Source organism: Streptomyces sp. Z26 (assembly GCF_003665095.1).
Classification (GTDB): Bacteria; Actinomycetota; Actinomycetes; order Streptomycetales; family Streptomycetaceae; genus Streptomyces; species Streptomyces phytohabitans.
In genome coordinates this window covers 1,195,297-1,216,179 of the sequence record NZ_RCHV01000002.1, presented here as the reverse complement: position 1 = coordinate 1,216,179, position 20,883 = coordinate 1,195,297, and the positions used below count along the sequence as shown (strand labels likewise).

Here is a 20,883-nt window from a genome sequence, read left to right as displayed (position 1 = left end):
CATGACGGACAGGCGGTGAGGGAATGACGGGAATACACCGACCGCCACCCCTCTCCGGCATCCCGGCGCAGGTGGGAGGAATTGGCGTAGAGGGCGGGTTTCACGGGGGCGATTCCCTGCCTATCCTTGAAGAGCCGCATCCGGTCGCCCCCGCGACCGACGAGTAGGAGGACGCCGTGCCGCTCTCTGAGAACGAGCAACGCATGCTCGAGCAGATGGAGCGAGCGCTGTACGCCGAAGATCCCAAATTCGCGACAGCGCTCGAAGGAAGCGAGCTGCGCACGTACACCCGCAAGCGGGTCTACCAGGCAGTGGCGGGTTTCCTCGTGGGTATCGCCCTCCTCATGGCCGGGATGGTCGCGCAGCAGATCTGGATCAGCGTCGTCGGCTTCCTCGTCATGCTCGGCTGCGCGGTGCTGGCCGTGACCGGCTGGCGCAAGGCGCCGAAGCCCGGTGAGGAGCAGCACGGTACGGGCTCCGGTCCGGCGCCGTCGTCCTCCGGCGGCCTGCGGCAGCGCCGCCAGCCCCGGCAGCAGCGCCAGCAGCGGCGCTCCATGATGAACCGTATCGAGGACCGTTGGCAGCGCCGACGGGACGAGCAGGGCTAGCGGCGGCGCACGGCACGAGCGGGACGGGCGGGCGGACGCGATGAGCGTCCGCTTCTCCTCGGATCGGCGGATTCCTCCACGACGACGACCAGCACGGTCGGTGCGGTGAACGGGTGGGGGCCACCTCTTCAGAGAGGCGGCCCCCACCCGTTCGTCATGTCCGGGGCAGCCTTGGCCGGTGCCCGGGGCCGGTCCGCGGGCACCGGCCAAGGCTGCCCCGTGGCCCGTACCGGCACCCGCACGGCGCACCCCCCGTACCCGCTCCGTCCACCGCGCGCCTTCACCGCCTCATCGCTTCGGCCCGGTGACCGGCCGCAGCCGCAACCGCAGCCGTACCCGGTCGCGCCACCGCTCCACCGTCGCCTCCCAGCGGGCCGAGACCGCCCACCTCACGCGCACGGCCGAACGCGGCAGCAGCACCGCCCGCGCCCGTACCCGCTTCGACGCCCCGTCGTGCAGCGCCTGCCGCACCCGGCGTACGTCGTTCGCGAGCCCGTCCGCCGGACGCGGCTCCCGCGCGTACAGCACCTGCTCCACCGCCAGCGCCACCCGGTGCGCCGCCCCGGCCGCCTCCGGCCCCAGCCCGCCCTCGTGGGCGAGCCGCGCCGCGGCCTTGCGGGGCGTCGCGGACCCCTCGGGCGGTACGCCGTGGTCCCAGCCCGAGTCGAGCAGCTCCCGCCACGCGTCGAGCGGCCCGCCGCGCGGACCGAGGCGCCGGGCGCGTACCCGCGTCCGCCACAGCAGCGGCAGCAACGGCAGCCCCACGCCGACCACGGCGACGGCCGCCAGCACCCCGGCCGTCCGCAGCGGGAACCCCCCGCCGGACGACCCGGAGCCGGTGGTGGGGGCGAGCTGCCCGCACTGCGGGTCGGCCCGCTTCTGCTCCGCCGTGCACTCCTGCGAGCTGGACGGCGTCGGGTTCGGCTCGTCCGACTCGTCGGGCAGCGCGGGCAGTTCGTCCTCGGCGCCGTCGTCGAGGTCCGGCGCGTCCGGCTGCGCGTACACGGGCGCGGAGCCGCGGGTCGGCGTCGGTTCGAAGCGGGTCCAGCCGACGCCCTCGAAGTACAGCTCCGGCCAGGCGTGCGCGTCCTGGAGGCCGACCGCCATCCGCCCGGAACTCTGCGACGTGCCGGGCGTGAAGCCCACCGCGACCCGCGCCGGGATGCCCAGCGTGCGGGACATCGCCGCCATCGAGAACGCGAAGTGGACGCAGAAGCCCTCCTTCTGCTCCAGGAAGTTGACGATCGCGGCGGACCCGCTCCCGGCCCGCACCTCCGTGTCGTACGTGAAGCCGCCGTCCTCCGCGAACCACTGCTGGAGGTCGACCGCCCGCTGGTAGTCGTTGGTCGCGGTGCGGGTGATCTGCCGGGCCTTGCGGTGCACGACGGACGGCAGCGAGTCCGGGACCTCCGTGTACTCCCGCGCCAGCGCGTCCGGCGGCGCCCCCGCCTCGGCCAGCTGCCGGGCGGTGGGCCGTACGGTCAGGCTCTCCACGTCGTACCGCACGCCCTGCGTGGTCTGCCCCCGGTCCCCGACGAGCGTCCGGCCCTCCGGCTCGAACCGCCAGCGGCCCTCGGTCCGTACGCGGCTGGCCGGGTACGGCATCGGCAGCCAGTTCTGCGCGTACCAGTCGGCGGCCTTGATGTTCGTACGGACGGTGTCGGTGCGTACGTCCGGGCCGAGCCCGAGCGGTGTCGGCAGCGGGTTCGGCACCTCGGTGATGCGCCGCTCGGACGGCTTCCACGACGAGCCGTCGAACTGGTCGAGGGCGACGATCCGCAGGTACATCTCGTCCGGCGAACGGCTGTCGCTGCCGTACGTCAGCACGGTGCGGTTCTCCGGCTGGTTCAGGCTGTCCTGGAGCGCGACCAGCGGGTTCACGGCGGAGACCGTGCTGCTGTCGCTGCTGCCGCCGCCCCGGTCGCGTACGGAGTCCAGCAGGCCGCCGCTCAGCGACGGCAGCAGCGCGGGCACGACGAGCGCGATGCCCAGCGACAGCGCCCCGATCCGGCGGCCGGTGCGCACCGGCGCCAGCGCCGGGCCGGTCACGCCGCCCGGCTGGTGTCCCCGGCCGAATGGGCGGGGCCGGTCGGTGAAGACGCGGCCCCACTGGGACAGCCGTTCCCGCCCCTCGGCGAGGAGCAGCAGCAGGTAGCCGCCCGCCGCGAGCACGAACCACAGCCAGCGCGCGCCGTCCTCGGACAGCCCGGCGGCCACCGAGTAGAGCGCGAGGAGGGGGAGCCCGGCCGGTGCGGCGCTGCGGTACGTGACGGCGACGGCGTCCACGAGGAGGGCGACGGTCAGCACGCCGCCGACGAGCATCAGCCGGATGCCGTCGGTGACGGGCGCCGGTATGGCGAAGCGGCTCACGTCCCGTGAGCCCTCGTCCAGCAGGTCCGCGAAGTGCCGGAACGACTCCGGGCTCGGCACCACCCCGGCGAGCGCGTGGCCCGAGGCGAAGACCAGCGTGAGCAGCACCAGCGACACCAGCGCCTGCGCCAGTACGGTCAGGGGCCGCGCCAGCGGCACCCGGCGGGCCGCCGCGCCCACGCCCGTCTGCACCAGCACCAGCAGCGCCGCCTGGAGCAGCCAGGTCGCCGGGTTCACCAGCGGCAGCAGCGCGCAGGCGGCGGCCAGGGTCGCCGTGGCCGCGCAGACCGCGAGCCGGGCACGTCCACTCATCGGTCCAGCCCCTTCACCACGGCGTTGTCCGCGTCCCGCCAGAGCGCGGGCACCGAGATGCCCGGTCCGCCGGGCAGCGCGGTCCAGCCCGACTCGGCCAGCACCCGCAGGGAGGCGTCGAACGCCTCCCTGCCCAGCCCCGGGTACGCGGCCTGGGCGGCGAACGCCACCGCCCGGTTCGTCCGCTGCCGCATCCCCGCCACCAGCGTCGCCTGGTCCTCGTCCAGGTCGCCGAGGAAGGCGACCAGCAGCCCCTCGCGGCCGGTCGTGCTCCCGCGCAGCACGTCGTGCGCGCGGCCCAGGCCGGGCTCGGCGGAGTGCTCGACGACGGCCAGGGTGTCCAGCAGCAGCCCCGCCGTGTCCGAGGAGTCGCCGCCGAAACTCGCCCCGTCCGGGCCGGGCGCCATCGCGCCGGTGTCGGTCAGCAGCCGTACGGCGTAGCCCCGTTCCAGCAGGTGCAGGCAGACGGAGGCGGCACCGGAGACGGCCCACTCGAAGGGCGAGTCCGGGCCCGAACCGGAGTACGCGTCGCGCCGCGTGTCCAGCAGTACGGTGCAGCGCGCCTTCTGCGGCTGCTCCTCGCGGCGGACCATCAGCTCGCCGTGGCGGGCGGTGGAACGCCAGTGGACGCGGCGCAGGTCGTCTCCGTGCCGGTAGCCGCGGGGGATCACGTCGTCGTCACCGGCGAGGGCCAGCGAACGCTGCCGCCCGTCGCCGTACCCGGTGGTCTCCCCGGCCAGCCGTACGGCGGGCAGCGGCTCCACGCGCGGTACGACGGTCAGCGTGTCGTACGCGTGGAACGACCGTGTCAGCTCGCACATCCCGAACGGGTCGGTCAGCCGCAGCTGCAACGGTCCGAGCGGGAAGCGCCCGCGCAGGTCCGAGCGCACCCGGTAGGACACCTCGCGGCGTCCGCCCGGCTCGACCCGGTCCAGTACGAAGCGGGGGCGCGGGCCCAGCACGTACGGCACGCGGTCCTGGAGCATCAGCAGTCCGGTGGGCAGCCGCGAGACGTTGTCGACCCGCAGGTGCACGCGCGACTCGTCGCGCGCCGGTACGCGGGAGGGGGTGAGGCGGCGTGATCCGGCGACGCGGTAGCGGGTGCGGTGCAGCACCACGACGCAGACCAGCGGGAGTACGGCCAGCAGCATGCCGACCCGCAGCAGGTCGGCCTGCCCGAGCACGTACGCGCAGAGGGTCGCGGCCAGTCCGGCTGCGAGGAAGGAGCGGCCCCGGGTGGTGAGGCCGCCGAGCGCGCCGCGCAGGGTGCCCTGCTGCCGGTCGCGGCCGGGACCGTCGGAGCCACCGGAGCCGTCCGGGTCCGGCCCCCGCGCGGGGGCCGGACCCTGGTCGGCCAGGGCACCCTGCGCGCGCGGGTCGGCGGACATCAGTACCCCCGCGGCTGCTGTCGGCCGTGGTCGGGCGGCGCGCCGGGGGCGGCCGGGCCGGCGCCGGTCGGCACCGGGGTGCGCTGCACGATCTCCGCGACGACCTGCTCGGGCGTACGCCGGTTCAGCTGCGCCTGCGCCGTCGGCAGCAGCCGGTGCGCGAGCACGTGCACGGCCAGCGCCTGCACGTCGTCCGGCAGCGCGAACTCGCGGCTGCTCAGCGCCGCCGCCGCCCGCGCCGCGCGCAGCAGGTGCAGGGTGGCGCGCGGCGAGGCGCCCAGCCGCAGGTCCGGGTGCGTACGGGTGGCGGAGACCAGCTCCACCGCGTACCGCCGCACCGGGTCCGAGACGTGGACGCCGCGCACCGCCTCGACGAGCTTCACGATGTCGTGGGCGTGCGCCACCGGCTGGAGGTCGTCCAGCGGGGAGGCGCCGCCGTGCACGTCGAGCATCTCCAACTCGGCGGCGGGGCTGGGGTAGCCGATGGAGACGCGGGCCATGAAGCGGTCGCGCTGCGCCTCGGGCAGCGGGTACGTGCCCTCCATCTCGACCGGGTTCTGCGTGGCGACGACCATGAACGGGTCGGGCAGCGGGTACGTCTGCCCGTCGATCGTCACCTGCCGCTCCTCCATCGACTCCAGCAGCGCGGACTGGGTCTTGGGGGAGGCGCGGTTGATCTCGTCGCCGAGCACGATCTGGGCGAAGATCGCGCCCGGCTTGAACTCGAAGTCCTGCCGCTGCTGGTCGTAGACGCTGACACCCGTGATGTCGGACGGCAGCAGGTCCGGCGTGAACTGGATGCGCCGGACCGTGCAGTCGATCGAGCGTGCCAGGGCCTTGGCGAGCATCGTCTTGCCGACGCCCGGCACGTCCTCGATCAACAGGTGGCCCTCGGCGAGCAGCACGGTCAGCGAGAGGCGTACCGCCTCCGGCTTGCCCTCGATGACGCTCTCCACCGAGCGGCGCACGTCGTCCGCCGTGGTGGTCAGCTCACCCAGGCTCACGTGTTCGTCATACGTTGTCACTTGGCCCATTCTTCACGGTGGCAGGGGCTTACGTCACTGTTCCGGGGCGATCCCGGGTTCGATCTCCCGCAGGCTGCCGGTGCGCACGTCGAACACGAAGCCGCGCACGTCGTCCTTGTGCAGCAGGAACGGAGAGGTACGGACGCGCTCCATCGACTGGAGCACGTCGCTGTCGAGGTCGCGGAACGCCTCCACCGCCCAGCTCGGCCGCTGCCCGACCTCGGCGGCCAGCTCGTGCCGGAAGTCCTCGGTGAGGTTGAGCAGCCCGCAGCCCGTGTGGTGGATGAGCACCACCGAACGGGTCCCCAGGGCCCGCTGGCTGATGGTCAGCGACCGGATGGTGTCGTCGGTGACGACGCCCCCGGCGTTCCGGATGGTGTGGCAGTCGCCGAGCCGGAGCCCGAGCGCGGCGTGCAGGTCGAGCCGGGCGTCCATGCACGCGACGACGGCGACGCGCTGCACGGGCCGCGCGTCCATGCCGGGGTCCGTGAACTGGGACGCGTACTGCTCGTTGGCCGCTACGAGGCGGTCGGTCACGGTCTCTTCGCGGGAAGAAGAAAGGGAGGACATGCGTACGACGTTAGCCGTCGCCCGCGCGTTCGGCCCGTGAGGAGAAGCGGGTAAAAGGGGTCAAGCCAGGTCATGTGACGTAACCCACAGAGTGGGTGCGCGGGGCGTGCGCCGCCCGCGTGGAGCGGCCGGGGACGCGCCTGACCAGTTGGTTGACCGCCGGGGCCTGTGGACTAAAGTGACGCGAAGTGGGAGCCGTGACACTCCCCGTGGACCCCGGGCCCTCCGTGTACGCGGTCCTCGCGTGCGCGGCTGTGTACGTGCGGCCCGGTCTCCTCCCGCTCGGAGCCGACTGACGTCACTTCCCCGGCGCCAGAGGCCGCTTTCCCGGCAGAGCGGGCGGGGACCAGGACGCACGTGCGGCCGACAGGCCCCTGGTGCCCGCCGGACCTGAGAGGGCACATTGAGTACGAACGAGCGTCACGTCCCGGTCATGCTGGAACGCTGCCTGGACCTCCTCGCCCCCGCCCTCGCCGGACCGGGAGCGACCGTCGTCGACTGCACGCTCGGCCTCGGCGGGCACGCCGAGGCGCTGCTCGCGCGCTTCCCCGACGTACGCCTGGTCGGCCTGGACCGCGACACCGCCGCCCTCGACCTCGCCGGGGCGCGGCTGGCCCCGTACGGCGACCGCGCCACCCTCGTGCACGCCGTCTACGACGAGCTGCCCGAGGTCCTGGCCAAGCTCGGCACCCCGCGGGTGCAGGGCGTGCTGTTCGACCTCGGTGTCTCCTCGATGCAGCTGGACGAGGCGGAGCGCGGCTTCGCGTACGCCCAGGACGCGCCGCTGGACATGCGGATGGACCAGACGCGGGGGATGAGCGCGGCGGAGGTCCTCAACACGTACCCGCCGGGCGATCTCGTACGGCTGCTGCGGGCGTACGGCGAGGAGAAGCAGGCGCGGCGCATCGTCGAGGCGGTGGTGCGGGAACGGGACCGGGAGCCGTTCCGGAACAGCGCGCGGCTCGTCGAGCTGATCCGCGACGCGCTGCCGCAGGCCGCGAAGCGCACCGGCGGCAACCCGGCCAAGCGCACCTTCCAGGCGCTGCGCATCGAGGTCAACGGCGAACTGGCCGTCCTGGAACGGGCCGTTCCGGCGGCCGTGGACGCGCTGGCGGTGGGTGGTCGCGTCGCCGTCCTCGCGTATCACTCGCTGGAGGACCGCCTCGTCAAACGCGTCCTCACCGCGGGCGCCACCAGCACCGCCCCCGCCGGGCTGCCCGTCGTACCCGAGCGCTACCAGCCGCGGCTGGCCCTGCTCACCCGCGGCGCGGAACTGCCCACGGAGGACGAGATCGCCGCCAACCGCCGCGCGGCGCCCGCCCGGCTGCGCGGCGCCGAACGGGTCAGGGAGGTGCAGCCGTGACGGCGCAGCGGCGGCTGACCCGGCTGGTGGAGCTGGTCCCGGCGAGCGGTACGCGGGCGGCGCGCACCCCGTTCGTCCTGCTGATGGTCCTGCTGCTCGGCGGGGGACTGCTCGCGCTGCTGCTGCTCAACGCGTCGCTCAACAACGGCTCGTTCCGCCTCGACGACCTGGAACGGGAGACGCAGGAGCTGACCGACGAGCAGCAGGCGCTGGAGCAGGAGGTCGGCTCGTACTCCGCGCCCGGCGCGCTGGAGGAGCGCGCCCGCGAGCTGGGCATGGTGCCGGGCGGCCCGCCCGCGTTCCTGGCCCCCGACGGCACGGTGCGCGGCGAGCCCGAACCGGCCGTGGACGAGGGTGAACGGGAGGAGCCGTGAGCGAACGGTCCGGCGGAGAGGGGCGCGACGGGCGCGAGGGCCGCGACGGGCGGGACCGGCGCGACGGCCGCGAACGGCGTGAGGCGCGCGGGAGCCGGGAGGGGCGTGAGGGGCGCGACGCCCCCCGCGGCCCGCGCCCGCGCGACGAGCGGGACGCCCGCGCGCGCCGCGACGAGCGCCCCCGCGAACCCGCTCCCCGCGACGCCCGTTCCGCCCGCCGCGTCCCGCGCCCCGCCCGCCCCGACGCGCCCCGCGCGACCGGCGCCCCCCGCCCGCCCCGCCCCGACGCCGCCGGGCACCGCGACACCCGCCGCCCCCCGGGCCGTACGGGTGAACGCCCGCCCGCCGCCCCCGTGGTGCGGCTCGCCCGCCCGCGCCCCCGGCTGCGGCTGATCGGCCTCACCCTCACGCTCGTCGTGCTGCTCTTCACGGCCCGGCTGCTCCAGGTGCAGGCGGTCGACGCGAGCGCGTTCGCGGACAAGGCCGCCGTCAACCGCTACATCACCGTGCCGCTCGCCGCCGACCGCGGCACCATGACCGCCCGCGACGGCACCCCGCTGGCCACCACGGTCGACGCGTACGACATCACCGCCGACCCGTACCTCTTCCGGCCCGACCAGGCGGGCGTACGGGACGCCCCCGCCCAGGCGGCCACCCTGCTGGCGCCCATCCTCGGCGAGGACCCGAAGGAGCTGACCGCGAAGCTCTCGCAGCGCGACACCCGCTACACCGTGCTCGCCGGCAAGCGGACCCCGGCGGCGTGGCGGCAGATCAAGGACCTCAAGAGCGCCCTCGCCGACAAGGCGGCCAAGGGCGGCGGCGCCAACGTGCTCGCCGGGGTCTACTCCGAGGAGCACGCCAAACGCGTCTACCCGAACGACGAACTCGGCGCCAGCGTCCTCGGCTTCGTCTCCGCCGACGGCAGGGGCGGCGGCGGGTTGGAGGCGCTGCTCGACGGCGAACTCCAGGGCGAGGACGGGAAGATCACCTACACCCAGTCCGGCGGCCGCCAGGTCCCCACCGCCGACGTGAAGGAACGCTCCCCGGTGCCCGGCTCGGACATCGAGCTGACCCTCGACCGGGACATCCAGTGGGCGGCGCAGCGCGCCATCACCGAGCAGGTCGAGAAGTCCAAGGCCGACAGCGGCTACGTCGTCGTGCAGGACACCGCGACCGGCGAACTGCTCTCGGTGGCCAACGCGCCCACCTTCGACCCGAACCACCTCGGCGGCGCCGACAGCGCCAGCCTCGGCAACGGCGCGCTCCAGGACGCGTTCGAGCCCGGCTCCACGTCCAAGCTGATGTCGCTGGCCGCCGTGCTGGAGGAGGGCGTCGCCTCACCCGGCACCCACGTCACCGTGCCCAACCGGCTGCCGCGCGCCGACCGTGCCTTCGCCGACGACGTCGACCACCCCACGTGGGAGCTGACACTCAACGGCGTACTCGCCAAGTCCAGCAACATCGGCACGATCCTCGCCGCCGAGCAGCTCGGCAAGACGCAGCGGCAGGCGAACGAGGTGCTGTACTCGTACCTGCGGAAGTTCGGCGTCGGCCGCAAGACCGGACTCGGCTTCCCCGGCGAGACCCCCGGGCTGCTCGCCGCGCCCGGCGACTGGTCGGCGTCGCAGCAGCACACCATCCCGTTCGGGCAGGGCCTCTCGCTCAACGCCGTGCAGGCCGCGTCGATATACTCCACCATCGCCAACGGCGGCACCCGCGTGGCACCCAGCCTCGTACGGGGTACGACGGGCCCGGACGGCGAGTTCACCGCGGCGCCCGAACCGGCGGAGCGGCGGGTCGTGAGCGGCAAGACGGCGGGTACGCTGGCGCGCATGCTGGAGACGGTCGTCGCCAGCGACGAGGGCACCGGAACCGTCGCCCGCGTCCCCGGCTACCGGATCGCCGGCAAGACCGGCACGGCCAACCGGGTGGACCCGGAGACCGGCCGCTACCGCGGCTACACCTCCTCCTTCGCCGGGTTCGCCCCGGCCGACAAGCCGCGCGTCACCGTCTACTGCGCCGTGCAGAACCCCCGCAAGGGCAGTTACTTCGGCAGCGACGTGTGCGGCCCCGTCTTCAAGCAGGTCATGGAGTTCTCCCTGAAGACGCTCCAGGTCCCGCCCACCGGTGCGAAACCGAGCCCCATGCCCGTCTTCTTCGACCAGAACGAACGCCACGGAGCAGCACGTGAGAACGATCACTGACGGTGCGTCGCACCGCTCGGACTCCGCGGACCCCCCGCGCCCCTCACTTCGCGACGCGCAGCCGCCGCCCGGTACGCTCACCGCCGTGCCACAAGCTGATCAGAACCCCACCGCGCCGCCGCGCCCGGAACACCCCCGCCCCGCGCCCCTGGCCGAGCTGGCCGCGCAGCTGGGCGTCCCGGCGCCCGACGGTGAGCCGACGGACGGGGCCCCGGCCCCCGCCGCCACCGGCATCACGCACGACTCGCGCGCGGTGCGGCCCGGCGACGTGTACGCCGCGCTGCCCGGCGCCCGTTTCCACGGCGCGGACTTCGCCACCCAGGCCCTGAGCCTCGGCGCCGTCGCCGTCCTCACCGACCCGACCGGTACGGAACGGGCCGCCGCCACCGGGCTCCCCGTCCTCACCGTGCCCGACCCCCGGGCCCGGATGGGCGCGCTGGCCGCCCGGATCTACGGCGAGCCGGGCGAGGACCTGCTCCAGATCGGCATCACCGGCACCTCCGGCAAGACCACCACGGCGTACCTGATCGAGGGCGGTCTGCGGAAGGCCGCCGAGAAGGACGGCTCGCTCACCGGCCTGATCGGCACCGTCGAGTCCCGGATCGGGGACGAGCGCCTCAAGTCGGAGCGTACGACGCCCGAGGCCACCGAACTCCAGGCGCTGTTCGCGGTGATGCGGGAACGCGGCGTACGGTCCGTCGCCATGGAGGTCTCCAGCCACGCGCTGGTGCTGGGCCGGGTCGACGGCTGCGTCTTCGACGTCGCCGTCTTCAACAACCTCAGCCCCGAGCACCTGGACTTCCACCCGGACATGGAGGACTACTTCCGCGCGAAGCGGCAGCTGTTCACCAAGGCGCGGTCCCGCGCGGGCGTCGTCAACTTCGACGACGAGTACGGCTTCCGCCTCATCACCGAGTCCGAGGTCCCCGTCACCACCTTCTCCGCCGAGGGCCACCCCGACGCCGACTGGCGCGCGGACGGGGTCGAAGTGGGGCCGCTGGGCTCGACGTTCACCATCCTGGGCCCCGAGGGCGTCACCGTGACCGCCGTCGCGCCGCTCCCCGGCCCGTTCAACGTCGCCAACGCGCTCGCCGCCGTCGTCGCCCTCGCCGTCGCCGGGGTCGACCCGCAGGCCGCCGCCGACGGCGTCGCCGCCGTACCGGGCGTGCCGGGGCGGCTGGAACGGGTCGACGCCGGGCAGCCGTACCTCGCCGTCGTCGACTACGCGCACAAGCCCGACGCCGTCGAGTCCGTCCTCTACGCCATCCGCAAGGTCACCGACGGCGCCGTGCACGCCGTCCTCGGCTGCGGTGGCGACCGCGACCCGCACAAGCGGACCGCGATGGGCGCGGCCCTCGCCCGCCTCTCCGACACCGCCGTGCTCACCTCCGACAACCCGCGTACGGAGGACCCGCTGGCGATCCTGGCCACCATGCTGGCCGGCGCCGCCGAGGTCCCCGCGTACGAGCGCGGCACCGTGCTGGTCGAGGAGGACCGGGCGGCGGCCGTCACCGCGGCCGTGGCCCGCGCGGAGCCGGGGGACAGCGTCCTCGTCCTCGGCAAGGGCCACGAGCTGGGCCAGGACATCGCGGGCGTGGTCCGCCCGTTCGACGACCGGAAGGTGCTGCGCGCGGCCATCGAGGCGGCGCGCGGCGGCGCGGAACAGCAGGGCGTACGACAGCACGGCGCACGGGCGCGCGGACCCGAGCCGGACGACAACTCCCAGGCGGACGACCAGAACCGATGATCCCCCTCACCCTCACCGAGATCGCCGCCGCCGTCTCCGGGCGGCAGCGCGACATACCGGACCCGGACGCCGAGGTGACCGGCCCGGTCGTGATCGACTCCCGGCAGGTGACGCCGGGCGGACTGTTCGCCGCCTTCGACGGCGAGCGCGTCGACGGCCACGACTACGCCGTGCGGGCCGTCGAGGACGGTGCCGTCGCCGTCCTCGCGACCCGGCCCGTGGGCGTACCGGCGATCGTCGTGGACGACGTCGAGAAGGCGCTCGGCGCCCTCGCCCGGTACACCGTGGCCCGCCTCGGCACCCGCGTCGTCGCCCTCACCGGCTCGGCGGGCAAGACCAGCACCAAGGACCTGCTCGCGCAGCTCCTGGAGCGGCTGGGCCCGACCGTCTGGCCCGCCGGTTCCCTCAACAACGAGATCGGGCTGCCCGTCACCGCGCTGCGCGCCGAACGGGACACCCGCTTCCTCGTCCTGGAGATGGGCGCCCGCGGCATCGGCCACATCCGCTACCTCACCGAGCTGGTGCCGCCCCGCGTCGGCGTCGTGCTGAACGTCGGCGTCGCCCACATCGGGGAGTTCGGCGGCCGGGACGCCATCGCGCAGGCCAAGGGCGAGCTGGTCGAGTCGCTGCCCGCGGCCGAGGACGGCGGCGTCGCCGTGCTGAACGCGGACGACACGTACGTACGCGCCATGGCGGACCGTACGAAGGCACGCGTCGTCCTCTTCGGGGAGTCCGCCGACGCGCACGTACGCGCCACCGACGTCCGGCTCACCGAGCAGGGCAGGCCCGCTTTCACGCTTCACACACCCTCCGGGTGCGGTGACGTGACCATGCGGCTGTACGGTGAGCACCACGTGTCGAACGCGCTCGCAGCGGCGGCCGTCGCCCACGAGTTGGGCATGTTCGTCGTGGAGATCGCCGAGGCCCTCTCCGCCGCGGGCACGCTCTCCCGCTGGCGGATGGAGGTCAGCGAGCGCGCCGACGGCGTCACGGTCGTCAACGACGCCTACAACGCCAACCCCGACTCCGTGCGGGCCGCGCTGCGCGCGCTCGCCGCCATGGCCGGGGGACGGCGGACCTGGGCGGTGCTCGGGGAGATGGCCGAGCTCGGTGACGAGTCGCTCACCGAGCACGACGCGGTCGGGCGGCTCGCCGTCCGGCTCAACGTCAGCAAGCTCGTGGCGGTGGGCGGCCAGGAGGCCGTCTGGCTCGACGCGGGCGCCAAGAACGAGGGTTCGTGGGGTGAGGAGTCGGTGCACGTGTCCGACGCTCAGGCGGCGGTCGACCTGCTGCGCAGGGAACTGCGCCCGGGGGATGTCGTACTGGTGAAGGCGTCTCGGTCGGTGGGGCTGGAGCGGGTCGCGCTCGCCCTGCTCGACGAGGGCGAGGTCGCTGCCGGATGAGGCAAATCCTGTTCTCGGGGGTCATCGGTCTCTTCCTGTCCCTGATCGGGACGCCGTTGCTGATCAAACTGCTGGCCCGCAAGGGCTACGGGCAGTTCATCCGCGACGACGGGCCGCGGAACCACCACAGCAAGCGCGGCACCCCGACGATGGGCGGCATCGCGTTCATCTTCGCGACGCTCGCGGCGTACGTCCTGACGAAGCTGCTGACCGGCAGCCAGCCGTCCTTCTCGGGCCTGCTGGTGCTGTTCCTCTTCGCGGGCATGGGCGTGGTCGGCTTCCTGGACGACTACATCAAGATCGTCAAGCAGCGGAGCCTCGGTCTGCGGGCCAAGGCGAAGATGGCCGGACAGCTCATCGTCGGCATCGCCTTCGCGGTCCTGGCCCTGAACTTCGCGGACAACCGGAACCTGACGCCGGCCTCCACCAGGCTGTCGTTCACCCAGGACTTCGGCTGGTACCTCGGCCCGGTGATCTTCGTCATCTGGGCGCTGTTCATGATCCTCGCGATGTCGAACGGCGTGAACCTGACGGACGGTCTGGACGGCCTGGCCACCGGCGCCTCCGTGATGGTCTTCGGCGCGTACACCTTCATCTGCGTCTGGGAGCACCAGGAGTCCTGCGCCAACCCGCTGAGCGCGGGCCCCGGTTGCTACGAGGTACGCGACCCGCTGGACCTGGCCGTCGTGGCCGCCGCGCTCATGGGCGCCTGCTTCGGCTTCCTGTGGTGGAACACCTCGCCCGCGAAGATCTTCATGGGCGACACCGGCTCCCTGGCCCTGGGCGGCGCCCTCGCCGGACTGGCGATCTGCTCCCGTACGGAGCTGCTGCTCGCCGTCCTCGGCGGCCTGTTCGTGCTCATCACGATGTCCGTGGTCATCCAGGTCGGCTCGTTCCGGCTGACCGGGAAGCGCGTCTTCAAGATGGCGCCCCTCCAGCACCACTTCGAGCTGAAGGGCTGGTCGGAGGTGCTGGTCGTGGTCCGCTTCTGGATCATCCAGGGCATGTGCGCCATCCTCGGCATCGGCATCTTCTACGCAGGGTGGGCGGCCTCGAATTGAGTGGCGCGACCGAGCCGGGCGGCACTGACGCGCCCGCGGACTTCACGGGCCGTCAGGTCACCGTCGCCGGGCTGGGCGTGAGCGGCGTCAGCGCCGCCCGCGCGCTGGCCCGGTGCGGCGCCGCCGTCACCGTCGTGGACGGCGGCGACGGCGAGGCGCACCGCGCCCGCGCCGAACCGCTCGCCGCGAACGGCGTCGCCGTCCGCCTCGGCGACGGCGCCACGCTGCCCGCGGGCACCGACCTCGTTGTCACCTCGCCCGGCTGGAAGCCGGACGGCCCGCTGTTCGCCGCCGCGGCGGCGGCGGGCGTCCCGGTGTGGGGCGACGTGGAACTGGCCTGGCGGCTGCGCGGCGCCGACGGCCGTACGGCCGCGCCCTGGCTCGCCGTCACCGGCACCAACGGCAAGACCACCACCGTGCGGATGCTCGCCGCCATCCTGGAGGCCGCCGGTCTGCGCACCGCGGCCGTCGGCAACATCGGCACCCCGCTGATCGACGTCGTGCTCTCCCCGGAGCCGTACGACGTGCTGGCCGTCGAACTGTCCAGCTACCAGCTGCACTGGGCGCCGAGCGTACGCGCGCACTCCGCCGCCGTCCTCAACCTCGCGCCCGACCACCTCGACTGGCACGGCTCCATGGAGGCGTACGCCGCCGACAAGGGCCGGATCTACGAGGGCAACCAGGTCGCCTGCGTCCACAACACCGCGGACCCGGCGACCACCGACCTGGTGCGCGCGGCCGACGTCGTCGAGGGCTGCCGCGCCGTCGGCTTCACCCTCGGCGCCCCCGGCCCCTCCGAACTCGGCGTCGTGGACGGCCTGTTGGTCGACCGCGCGTTCGTGGAACGCCGTCACCAGCAGGCCCAGGAGCTGGCCGAGGTCGGCGACGTCGACCCGCCCGCCCCGCACAACATCGCCAACGCCCTGGCCGCCGCCGCCCTCGCCCGCGCCTACGGCGTACCGGCCGCTGCCGTACGGGACGGGCTGCGCGCCTTCCGCCCCGACGCGCACCGCATCGAGCACGTCGCTGACGTGGCCGACGTGCGCTGGGTGGACGACTCCAAGGCCACCAACACCCATGCCGCGGAAGCCTCGTTGGCCGCGTACGACCCCGTCGTGTGGATCGCGGGAGGGCTCGCGAAGGGCGCGACGTTCGACGGGCTCGTGGCGGCGTCGGCCGGGCGGCTGCGCGGCGCCGTGCTGCTGGGCGCGGACCGTCACCTCATCCGCGAAGCCCTCGCGCGACACGCCCCGGATGTGCCGGTGGTCGATCTCGACCGGACGGACACTGGGGCGATGGCGGCGGCCGTACGCGCGGCGGCGCGGCTCGCGCGGCCCGGTGACACGGTCCTGCTGGCACCGGCCTGCGCCTCGATGGACATGTTCACGAACTACCACAGGCGTGGTGAGGCGTTCGCGGAGGCGGTACGCGCCCTGGCCGCCGTCCCGACCGCCGAAGGACAGTAGCCCACCGGTCCCCGGACCGCGGGTGCGGGCGACCAGGAGGGGACACGGACATGACCACGGACCGGCACGCACCCCAGCCCCCGCCACGCGGCCGCGGCACCGTACGCCCCGGCTCCCGGGCGTCCGCGCCCGCGCCTGGCGCCCCGCCCGCCCGCGCCCGCGGCACCGCCCTCCGGCGTGCGGGCCGCGCGCCCGCCCCCGCGCCCCGGCGCCCGCCGAAACGGCCGGAGCCCCGGCGTACGACCGGCGGCCCCGAGGGGCTGCGGCGCGCGCTCGACCGCGCCCGGCGCGCGTGGGACCGCCCCCTCACCGCGTACTACCTGGTGCTCGGGGGCAGCCTGCTGCTGACCGCCCTCGGCCTCGTGATGGTCTTCTCCGCCTCGCAGATCGAGGCGCTCCAGTCGGGGCTGTCGTCCACGTACTTCTTCCAGAAGCAGCTCGTCGCCGCCGTCCTCGGCTCCGTACTGATGCTCGCGGCCTCCCGCATGCCCGTACGGCTGCACCGCGCGTGCGCGTACCCGCTGCTCGCGGTCTCCGTGTTCCTGCTCTGCCTGGTCCAGGTCCCCGGCATAGGGCACGCGGTGAACGGAAACCAGAACTGGATCCAGCTCGGCGGCCCGTTCCAGCTCCAGCCCAGCGAGTTCGCGAAGCTCGGCCTGGTGCTGTGGGGCGCGGACCTGCTCGCGCGGAAGGGCGAGAAGCGGCTGCTGAACGAGTGGAAGCACATGCTCGTACCGCTCGTGCCCGTCGCGTTCCTGCTGCTCGGGCTGATCATGCTGGGCGGCGACATGGGGACCGCGATCATTCTCACAGCGATCCTCTTCGGCCTGCTCTGGCTGCTGGGCGCCCCCACCCGGCTGTTCGCCACGACCCTCGGCGTCGCCGCGGTCCTCGGCTTCCTGCTGATCACGAGCAGCCCCAACCGCATGTCCCGGCTCGGCTGCCTCGGCGCCACCGACCCCGGCCCCAACGACCAGTGCTGGCAGGCCGTGCACGGCATCTACGCCCTCGCCTCGGGCGGATGGTTTGGTTCCGGCCTGGGCGCGAGTGTGGAAAAATGGGGCCAACTCCCCGAACCGCATACGGACTTCATCTTCGCGGTCACCGGGGAGGAGCTGGGTCTCGCGGGGACGCTGTCGGTGCTCGCCCTCTTCGCGGCTCTAGGCTATGCGGGTATCCGCGTGGCCGGACGCACGGAGGATTCCTTCGTCAGGTATGCCGCGGGAGGCGTGACCACCTGGATCACGGCGCAGGCCGCGGTGAACATCGGTGCGGTGCTCGGCCTGCTGCCGATCGCCGGTGTCCCGCTCCCGCTGTTCTCCTACGGAGGTTCCGCGCTGCTGCCGACGATGTTCGCCATCGGGTTGCTGATCGCCTTCGCGCGTGACGACCCGGCCGCGCGCGTGGCACTGGACATGCGGCAGCCCGCGTTCGGCAGGATGCGGGCCGGGGTGAGGAAGAAGACGATGAGACGGCGTTCCGAAGGGCCGCCGTCCGGAGAGCGGTGAATTTCGGTGCATGTCGTACTCGCCGGTGGGGGGACCGCCGGTCACATCGAGCCCGCGCTCGCCCTCGCGGACGCGCTGCGCAGGCAGGACCCGACCGTGGGCATCACCGCTCTCGGCACGGAGCGCGGCCTCGAAACCCGTCTCGTCCCGGAGCGGGGCTACGAACTGGGCCTCATCCCGGCCGTACCCCTCCCGCGCAAGCCCACCACGGAGCTGATCACCGTCCCCGGGCGGCTGCGCGGCACCGTCAAGGCGGCCGAGCAGATCCTGGAACGCACCAAGGCGGACTGCGTGGTCGGCTTCGGCGGCTACGTCGCCCTCCCCGGCTACCTGGCGGCCAAGCGCCTCGGCGTCCCGATCGTCGTGCACGAGGCCAACGCCCGCCCCGGCCTGGCCAACAAGATCGGGTCGCGCTACACCACCCACGTCGCCGTCTCCACCCCGGACAGCAAGCTGCGGCACGCGCGCTACGTCGGCATCCCCCTGCGCCGCAACATCGCCGTCCTCGACCGGTCCGCGACGCGCGCGGAGGGCCGCGCCGCCTTCGGCCTCGACGCCAACCTGCCGACCCTGCTCGTCACCGGCGGCTCCCAGGGCGCCCGCAGGCTGAACGAGGTCGTCCAGGCCGTCGCGCCGCACCTGCAGCGCGCGGGCATCCAGATCCTGCACGCGGTCGGGCCGAAGAACGAACTGCCGTTCCTGGACCACATGCCGGGAATGCCGCCCTACGTACCGGTACCGTATGTCGACCGGATGGACCTCGCGTACGCCGCGGCCGACATGATGCTCTGCCGCGCGGGCGCGATGACCGTCGCGGAACTGTCAGCCGTCGGGCTCCCGGCCGCGTACGTCCCCCTGCCGATCGGCAACGGCGAACAGCGGCTCAACGCCCAGCCCGTCGTCAAGGCGGGCGGCGGACTGCTCGTGGACGACGCGGAGCTGACACCGGAGTGGATCAAGGGCAACGTGCTCCCGATCCTCTCCGATCCGCACCGGCTCCACGACATGGCGCGGGCGGCGGCGGAGTTCGGCCGCAGGGACGCCGACGAGCTGCTCGTCGGCATGGTGCACGAAGCGATCGCGGCACGCCGTCAGGGCTGACCGGGCGGCCGGGGCGGCCCGGCCGCCGAGCGGCGTGAGAAGGCAGGGAGAGTGCCCGTACGCACGAGGGACGCCGACCGGAGCGAGCGGCGCGGTGACCGGCCGGGCGGCCCGCCGCCGGACTCCGAGGAGATCCCGGAGGGCGGTGGCGGCGACGACCGGCCCCGCGGGCGGCGCCCGGGGATACGGCTCCGGCGGCGCGCCGTGGTGCTCCTCGTCGTCCTCGCGCTGCTGCTCGGCTCGTTCGGCGTCTGGGCGCTGTACGGCTCGTCCTGGCTGCGCGTCGAGCACGTCTCCGTCGACGGGGCGCGGGTCCTCACGGAGCGTCAGATCCGGGACGCGGCGGCCGTTCCGGTCGGCTCCCCGCTGGTCTCGCTCGACAAGGACGCGGCGGAACGGCGGCTGCGGCAGCGGCTGCCGCGTATCCGTACGGCCGAGGTCGTCCGCGCGTGGCCGCACGGAGTCGGCCTGAAAGTGACGGAACGAAAGCCGGAACTCGTTCAGGAAGAGGCCGGGAAATTCGTCGAAGTGGACGCCGAGGGCGTACGTTTCGCCACAGTCGGCAAGCGCCCGACGGGTGTTCCGCTTCTGGTCGTCCGACGCGACCGTCCGGCGGCGGACCGTCCGTTCTCGGCGGCCCGGCTGCGGACCGCGGCGGTGCGCGCCGTACGGGAGGCTCCGGCGGGGGTGGCGAAGGAGATCCGGACCGTACGGGTCCGCTCGTACGACTCCCTCACCCTGGAGTTGACGGGGGATCGGACGGTGCTGTGGGGGAGCGGCGAACACGGAGAGGCGAAGGCGAAGGCGCTCGCGGCGCTGATGAAAGCGGTCGGGGACGCCGAACACTTCGACGTCAGCGTCCCCAGCGCCCCCTCGGTGATGCCGAGTTGACGCACATCCACGCAGGCCAGCACCCTGGATAAGCACTGCTTGGCCTGATCACATAGGGTGAAAAGAAAAACGGGAGGTTCGGCGTGTTCGTTGAACACCCAGCACTTGTCGACTTAGTGTCCGTTGCGAAGACTCCAGGAACCACAGGCACTGGTAACCCTAAACTTCACAGTTAGGGTTCGGGTCGGCGAACGAACCGCCCCACAGGGATACGTAACTCGAGGCGAGAGGCCTTCGACGTGGCAGCACCGCAGAACTACCTCGCAGTCATCAAGGTCGTCGGTATCGGCGGCGGTGGCGTGAACGCCATCAACCGGATGATCGAGGTCGGTCTCAAGGGCGTCGAGTTCATCGCGATCAACACCGATGCGCAGGCCCTGTTGATGAGCGACGCCGACGTCAAGCTCGACGTCGGCCGTGAGCTGACCCGCGGACTCGGCGCGGGGGCCAACCCCGACGTCGGCCGCAAGGCGGCCGAGGACCACCGCGAGGAGATCGAGGAGGTCCTCAAGGGGGCCGACATGGTCTTCGTGACGGCGGGCGAGGGCGGCGGCACCGGCACCGGCGGCGCGCCCGTGGTCGCCAACATCGCGCGTTCGCTCGGCGCCCTGACGATCGGCGTCGTCACCCGCCCGTTCACCTTCGAGGGCCGCCGCCGCGCGAACCAGGCGGAGGACGGCATCGCTGGGCTGCGCGACGAGGTCGACACCCTGATCGTCATCCCCAACGACCGGCTGCTGTCCATCTCGGACCGCCAGGTCAGTGTCCTGGACGCGTTCAAGTCCGCCGACCAGGTGCTGCTCTCCGGTGTGCAGGGCATCACCGACCTGATCACGACGCCCGGCCTGATCAACCTCGACTTCGCGGACGTCAAGTCCGTGATGTCGGAGGCGGGTTCGGCGCTCATGGGCATCGGCTCCGCGCGCGGCGACGACCGCGCGGTGGCCGCTGCCGAGATGGCGATCTCCTCGCCGCTGCTGGAGGCGTCCATCGACGGCGCCCGAGGTGTGCTGCTCTCCATCTCCGGAGGGTCGGATCTCGGCCTTTTCGAGATCAACGAGGCCGCCCAGCTCGTCAGCGAGGCCGCCCACCCCGAGGCGAACATCATCTTCGGCGCGGTCATCGACGACGCCCTCGGCGACGAGGTCCGGGTCACGGTCATCGCCGCCGGGTTCGACGGCGGCCAACCGCCCTCGAAGAACCGCGACAAGGTCCTCGGCGCGTACGGCGGCAAGGACGAGTCGTCCTCCGGCCCCCGCCCGGTGCCCGAGCCGGACGCGGACCGGGACCGGGACCGGCCGACGCTCGGCGTCCTCAGCCCGCGCGAGGACCAGTCCGCGCCGGTCGAGTCCGCCCCGTCGTCCGCCGATCCGGTCGGCCACTCCGCGCCCTCGCCGCAGGTCCCGCCGGCCCGTCCGTACCAGGACAGCCAGGCCGAGGAGCTGGACGTACCGGACTTCCTCAAGTGAGCACGGCGACCGTACGCGGCGGC

The 20,883-nt window shown here is 73.5% G+C and carries 16 protein-coding genes; 12 read left to right on the top strand and 4 right to left on the bottom strand.

The annotated features are described in order from the left end of the window. Nucleotides 1-176: 176 nt before the first annotated feature. Nucleotides 177-608, top strand: a complete 432-nt coding sequence (locus tag D7M15_RS05310) for a DUF3040 domain-containing protein (protein WP_121516426.1) — start codon at nucleotides 177-179, stop codon at nucleotides 606-608. 288 nt (nucleotides 609-896) lie between these two features. Here D7M15_RS05310 and D7M15_RS05305 read toward each other — a convergent pair whose 3' ends face one another. From D7M15_RS05305 to D7M15_RS05290, 4 genes are read right to left on the bottom strand one after another with little or no spacing between them, the layout of a single operon-like run. Continuing rightward, nucleotides 897-3,290, bottom strand: a complete 2,394-nt coding sequence (locus D7M15_RS05305; protein WP_121516425.1) for a DUF3488 and transglutaminase-like domain-containing protein — start codon at nucleotides 3,288-3,290, stop codon at nucleotides 897-899. Then, nucleotides 3,287-4,678 carry a DUF58 domain-containing protein gene (locus tag D7M15_RS05300; RefSeq protein ID WP_121516424.1) on the bottom strand — a complete coding sequence of 464 codons (1,392 nt, stop codon included), beginning with the start codon at nucleotides 4,676-4,678 and terminating at the stop codon, nucleotides 3,287-3,289. The genes D7M15_RS05305 and D7M15_RS05300 overlap by 4 nt, the downstream gene beginning before the upstream one ends. Beyond that, nucleotides 4,678-5,703, bottom strand: coding sequence for a MoxR family ATPase (locus D7M15_RS05295; RefSeq protein WP_121516423.1), 1,026 nt, complete (start codon nucleotides 5,701-5,703; stop codon nucleotides 4,678-4,680). Before D7M15_RS05295 ends, D7M15_RS05300 begins: the two co-directional genes overlap by 1 nt. 33 nt (nucleotides 5,704-5,736) lie before the next feature. Then, on the bottom strand, nucleotides 5,737-6,273 hold the full coding sequence (locus D7M15_RS05290) for a carbonic anhydrase (protein WP_121516422.1): 537 nt from the start codon (nucleotides 6,271-6,273) through the stop codon (nucleotides 5,737-5,739). 433 nt (nucleotides 6,274-6,706) lie between these two features. Between D7M15_RS05290 and rsmH the strand changes: the two genes are divergently transcribed. From rsmH to ftsZ, 11 genes are all read left to right on the top strand, one after another. Further along, complete coding sequence (gene rsmH, locus D7M15_RS05285; protein ID WP_240649137.1) at nucleotides 6,707-7,636, top strand: 16S rRNA (cytosine(1402)-N(4))-methyltransferase RsmH; 930 nt, start codon at nucleotides 6,707-6,709, stop codon at nucleotides 7,634-7,636. Further along, complete coding sequence (locus tag D7M15_RS05280) at nucleotides 7,633-8,010, top strand: septum formation initiator family protein (RefSeq protein ID WP_121516420.1); 378 nt, start codon at nucleotides 7,633-7,635, stop codon at nucleotides 8,008-8,010. Before rsmH ends, D7M15_RS05280 begins: the two co-directional genes overlap by 4 nt. Continuing rightward, nucleotides 8,007-10,214 carry a penicillin-binding protein 2 gene (locus D7M15_RS05275; RefSeq protein WP_121516419.1) on the top strand — a complete coding sequence of 736 codons (2,208 nt, stop codon included), beginning with the start codon at nucleotides 8,007-8,009 and terminating at the stop codon, nucleotides 10,212-10,214. Before D7M15_RS05280 ends, D7M15_RS05275 begins: the two co-directional genes overlap by 4 nt. Continuing rightward, nucleotides 10,198-11,961 carry a UDP-N-acetylmuramoyl-L-alanyl-D-glutamate--2,6-diaminopimelate ligase gene (locus D7M15_RS05270; RefSeq protein ID WP_121516418.1) on the top strand — a complete coding sequence of 588 codons (1,764 nt, stop codon included), beginning with the start codon at nucleotides 10,198-10,200 and terminating at the stop codon, nucleotides 11,959-11,961. The genes D7M15_RS05275 and D7M15_RS05270 overlap by 17 nt, the downstream gene beginning before the upstream one ends. Then, nucleotides 11,958-13,364 (top strand): UDP-N-acetylmuramoyl-tripeptide--D-alanyl-D-alanine ligase, encoded by a 1,407-nt coding sequence (gene murF, locus D7M15_RS05265; RefSeq protein ID WP_121516417.1) that lies wholly within the window; start codon nucleotides 11,958-11,960, stop codon nucleotides 13,362-13,364. The genes D7M15_RS05270 and murF overlap by 4 nt, the downstream gene beginning before the upstream one ends. Then, on the top strand, nucleotides 13,361-14,425 hold the full coding sequence (mraY, locus tag D7M15_RS05260; protein ID WP_121516416.1) for a phospho-N-acetylmuramoyl-pentapeptide-transferase: 1,065 nt from the start codon (nucleotides 13,361-13,363) through the stop codon (nucleotides 14,423-14,425). Before murF ends, mraY begins: the two co-directional genes overlap by 4 nt. Continuing rightward, on the top strand, nucleotides 14,422-15,891 hold the full coding sequence (murD, locus tag D7M15_RS05255) for a UDP-N-acetylmuramoyl-L-alanine--D-glutamate ligase (RefSeq protein ID WP_121520251.1): 1,470 nt from the start codon (nucleotides 14,422-14,424) through the stop codon (nucleotides 15,889-15,891). The genes mraY and murD overlap by 4 nt, the downstream gene beginning before the upstream one ends. 50 nt (nucleotides 15,892-15,941) lie before the next feature. After that, nucleotides 15,942-17,399, top strand: coding sequence for a putative lipid II flippase FtsW (ftsW, locus tag D7M15_RS05250; protein ID WP_121516415.1), 1,458 nt, complete (start codon nucleotides 15,942-15,944; stop codon nucleotides 17,397-17,399). Nucleotides 17,400-17,405: 6 nt separating this feature from the next. Continuing rightward, nucleotides 17,406-18,500, top strand: coding sequence for an undecaprenyldiphospho-muramoylpentapeptide beta-N-acetylglucosaminyltransferase (murG, locus tag D7M15_RS05245; RefSeq protein WP_121516414.1), 1,095 nt, complete (start codon nucleotides 17,406-17,408; stop codon nucleotides 18,498-18,500). Between the two features lie 51 nt (nucleotides 18,501-18,551). Next, nucleotides 18,552-19,391, top strand: coding sequence for an FtsQ-type POTRA domain-containing protein (locus tag D7M15_RS05240; RefSeq protein ID WP_240649136.1), 840 nt, complete (start codon nucleotides 18,552-18,554; stop codon nucleotides 19,389-19,391). A 239-nt stretch (nucleotides 19,392-19,630) separates the two neighbouring features. After that, the gene (ftsZ, locus tag D7M15_RS05235) at nucleotides 19,631-20,860 is read left to right on the top strand and encodes a cell division protein FtsZ (RefSeq protein WP_121516413.1); all 1,230 of its coding nucleotides are present in this window, start codon (nucleotides 19,631-19,633) and stop codon (nucleotides 20,858-20,860) included. Nucleotides 20,861-20,883: the final 23 nt, after the last annotated feature.

Coding starts and splice junctions, on each gene's coding strand:
- D7M15_RS05305 (WP_121516425.1), bottom strand. CDS start 3,290: ATGAGTGGACGTGCCCGGCTCGCGGTCTGCGCGGCCACGGCGACCCTG.
- rsmH (WP_240649137.1), top strand. CDS start 6,707: ATGCTGGAACGCTGCCTGGACCTCCTCGCCCCCGCCCTCGCCGGACCG.
- mraY (WP_121516416.1), top strand. CDS start 13,361: ATGAGGCAAATCCTGTTCTCGGGGGTCATCGGTCTCTTCCTGTCCCTG.
- ftsW (WP_121516415.1), top strand. CDS start 15,942: ATGACCACGGACCGGCACGCACCCCAGCCCCCGCCACGCGGCCGCGGC.
- D7M15_RS05290 (WP_121516422.1), bottom strand. CDS start 6,273: ATGTCCTCCCTTTCTTCTTCCCGCGAAGAGACCGTGACCGACCGCCTC.
- D7M15_RS05300 (WP_121516424.1), bottom strand. CDS start 4,678: ATGTCCGCCGACCCGCGCGCGCAGGGTGCCCTGGCCGACCAGGGTCCG.
- murF (WP_121516417.1), top strand. CDS start 11,958: ATGATCCCCCTCACCCTCACCGAGATCGCCGCCGCCGTCTCCGGGCGG.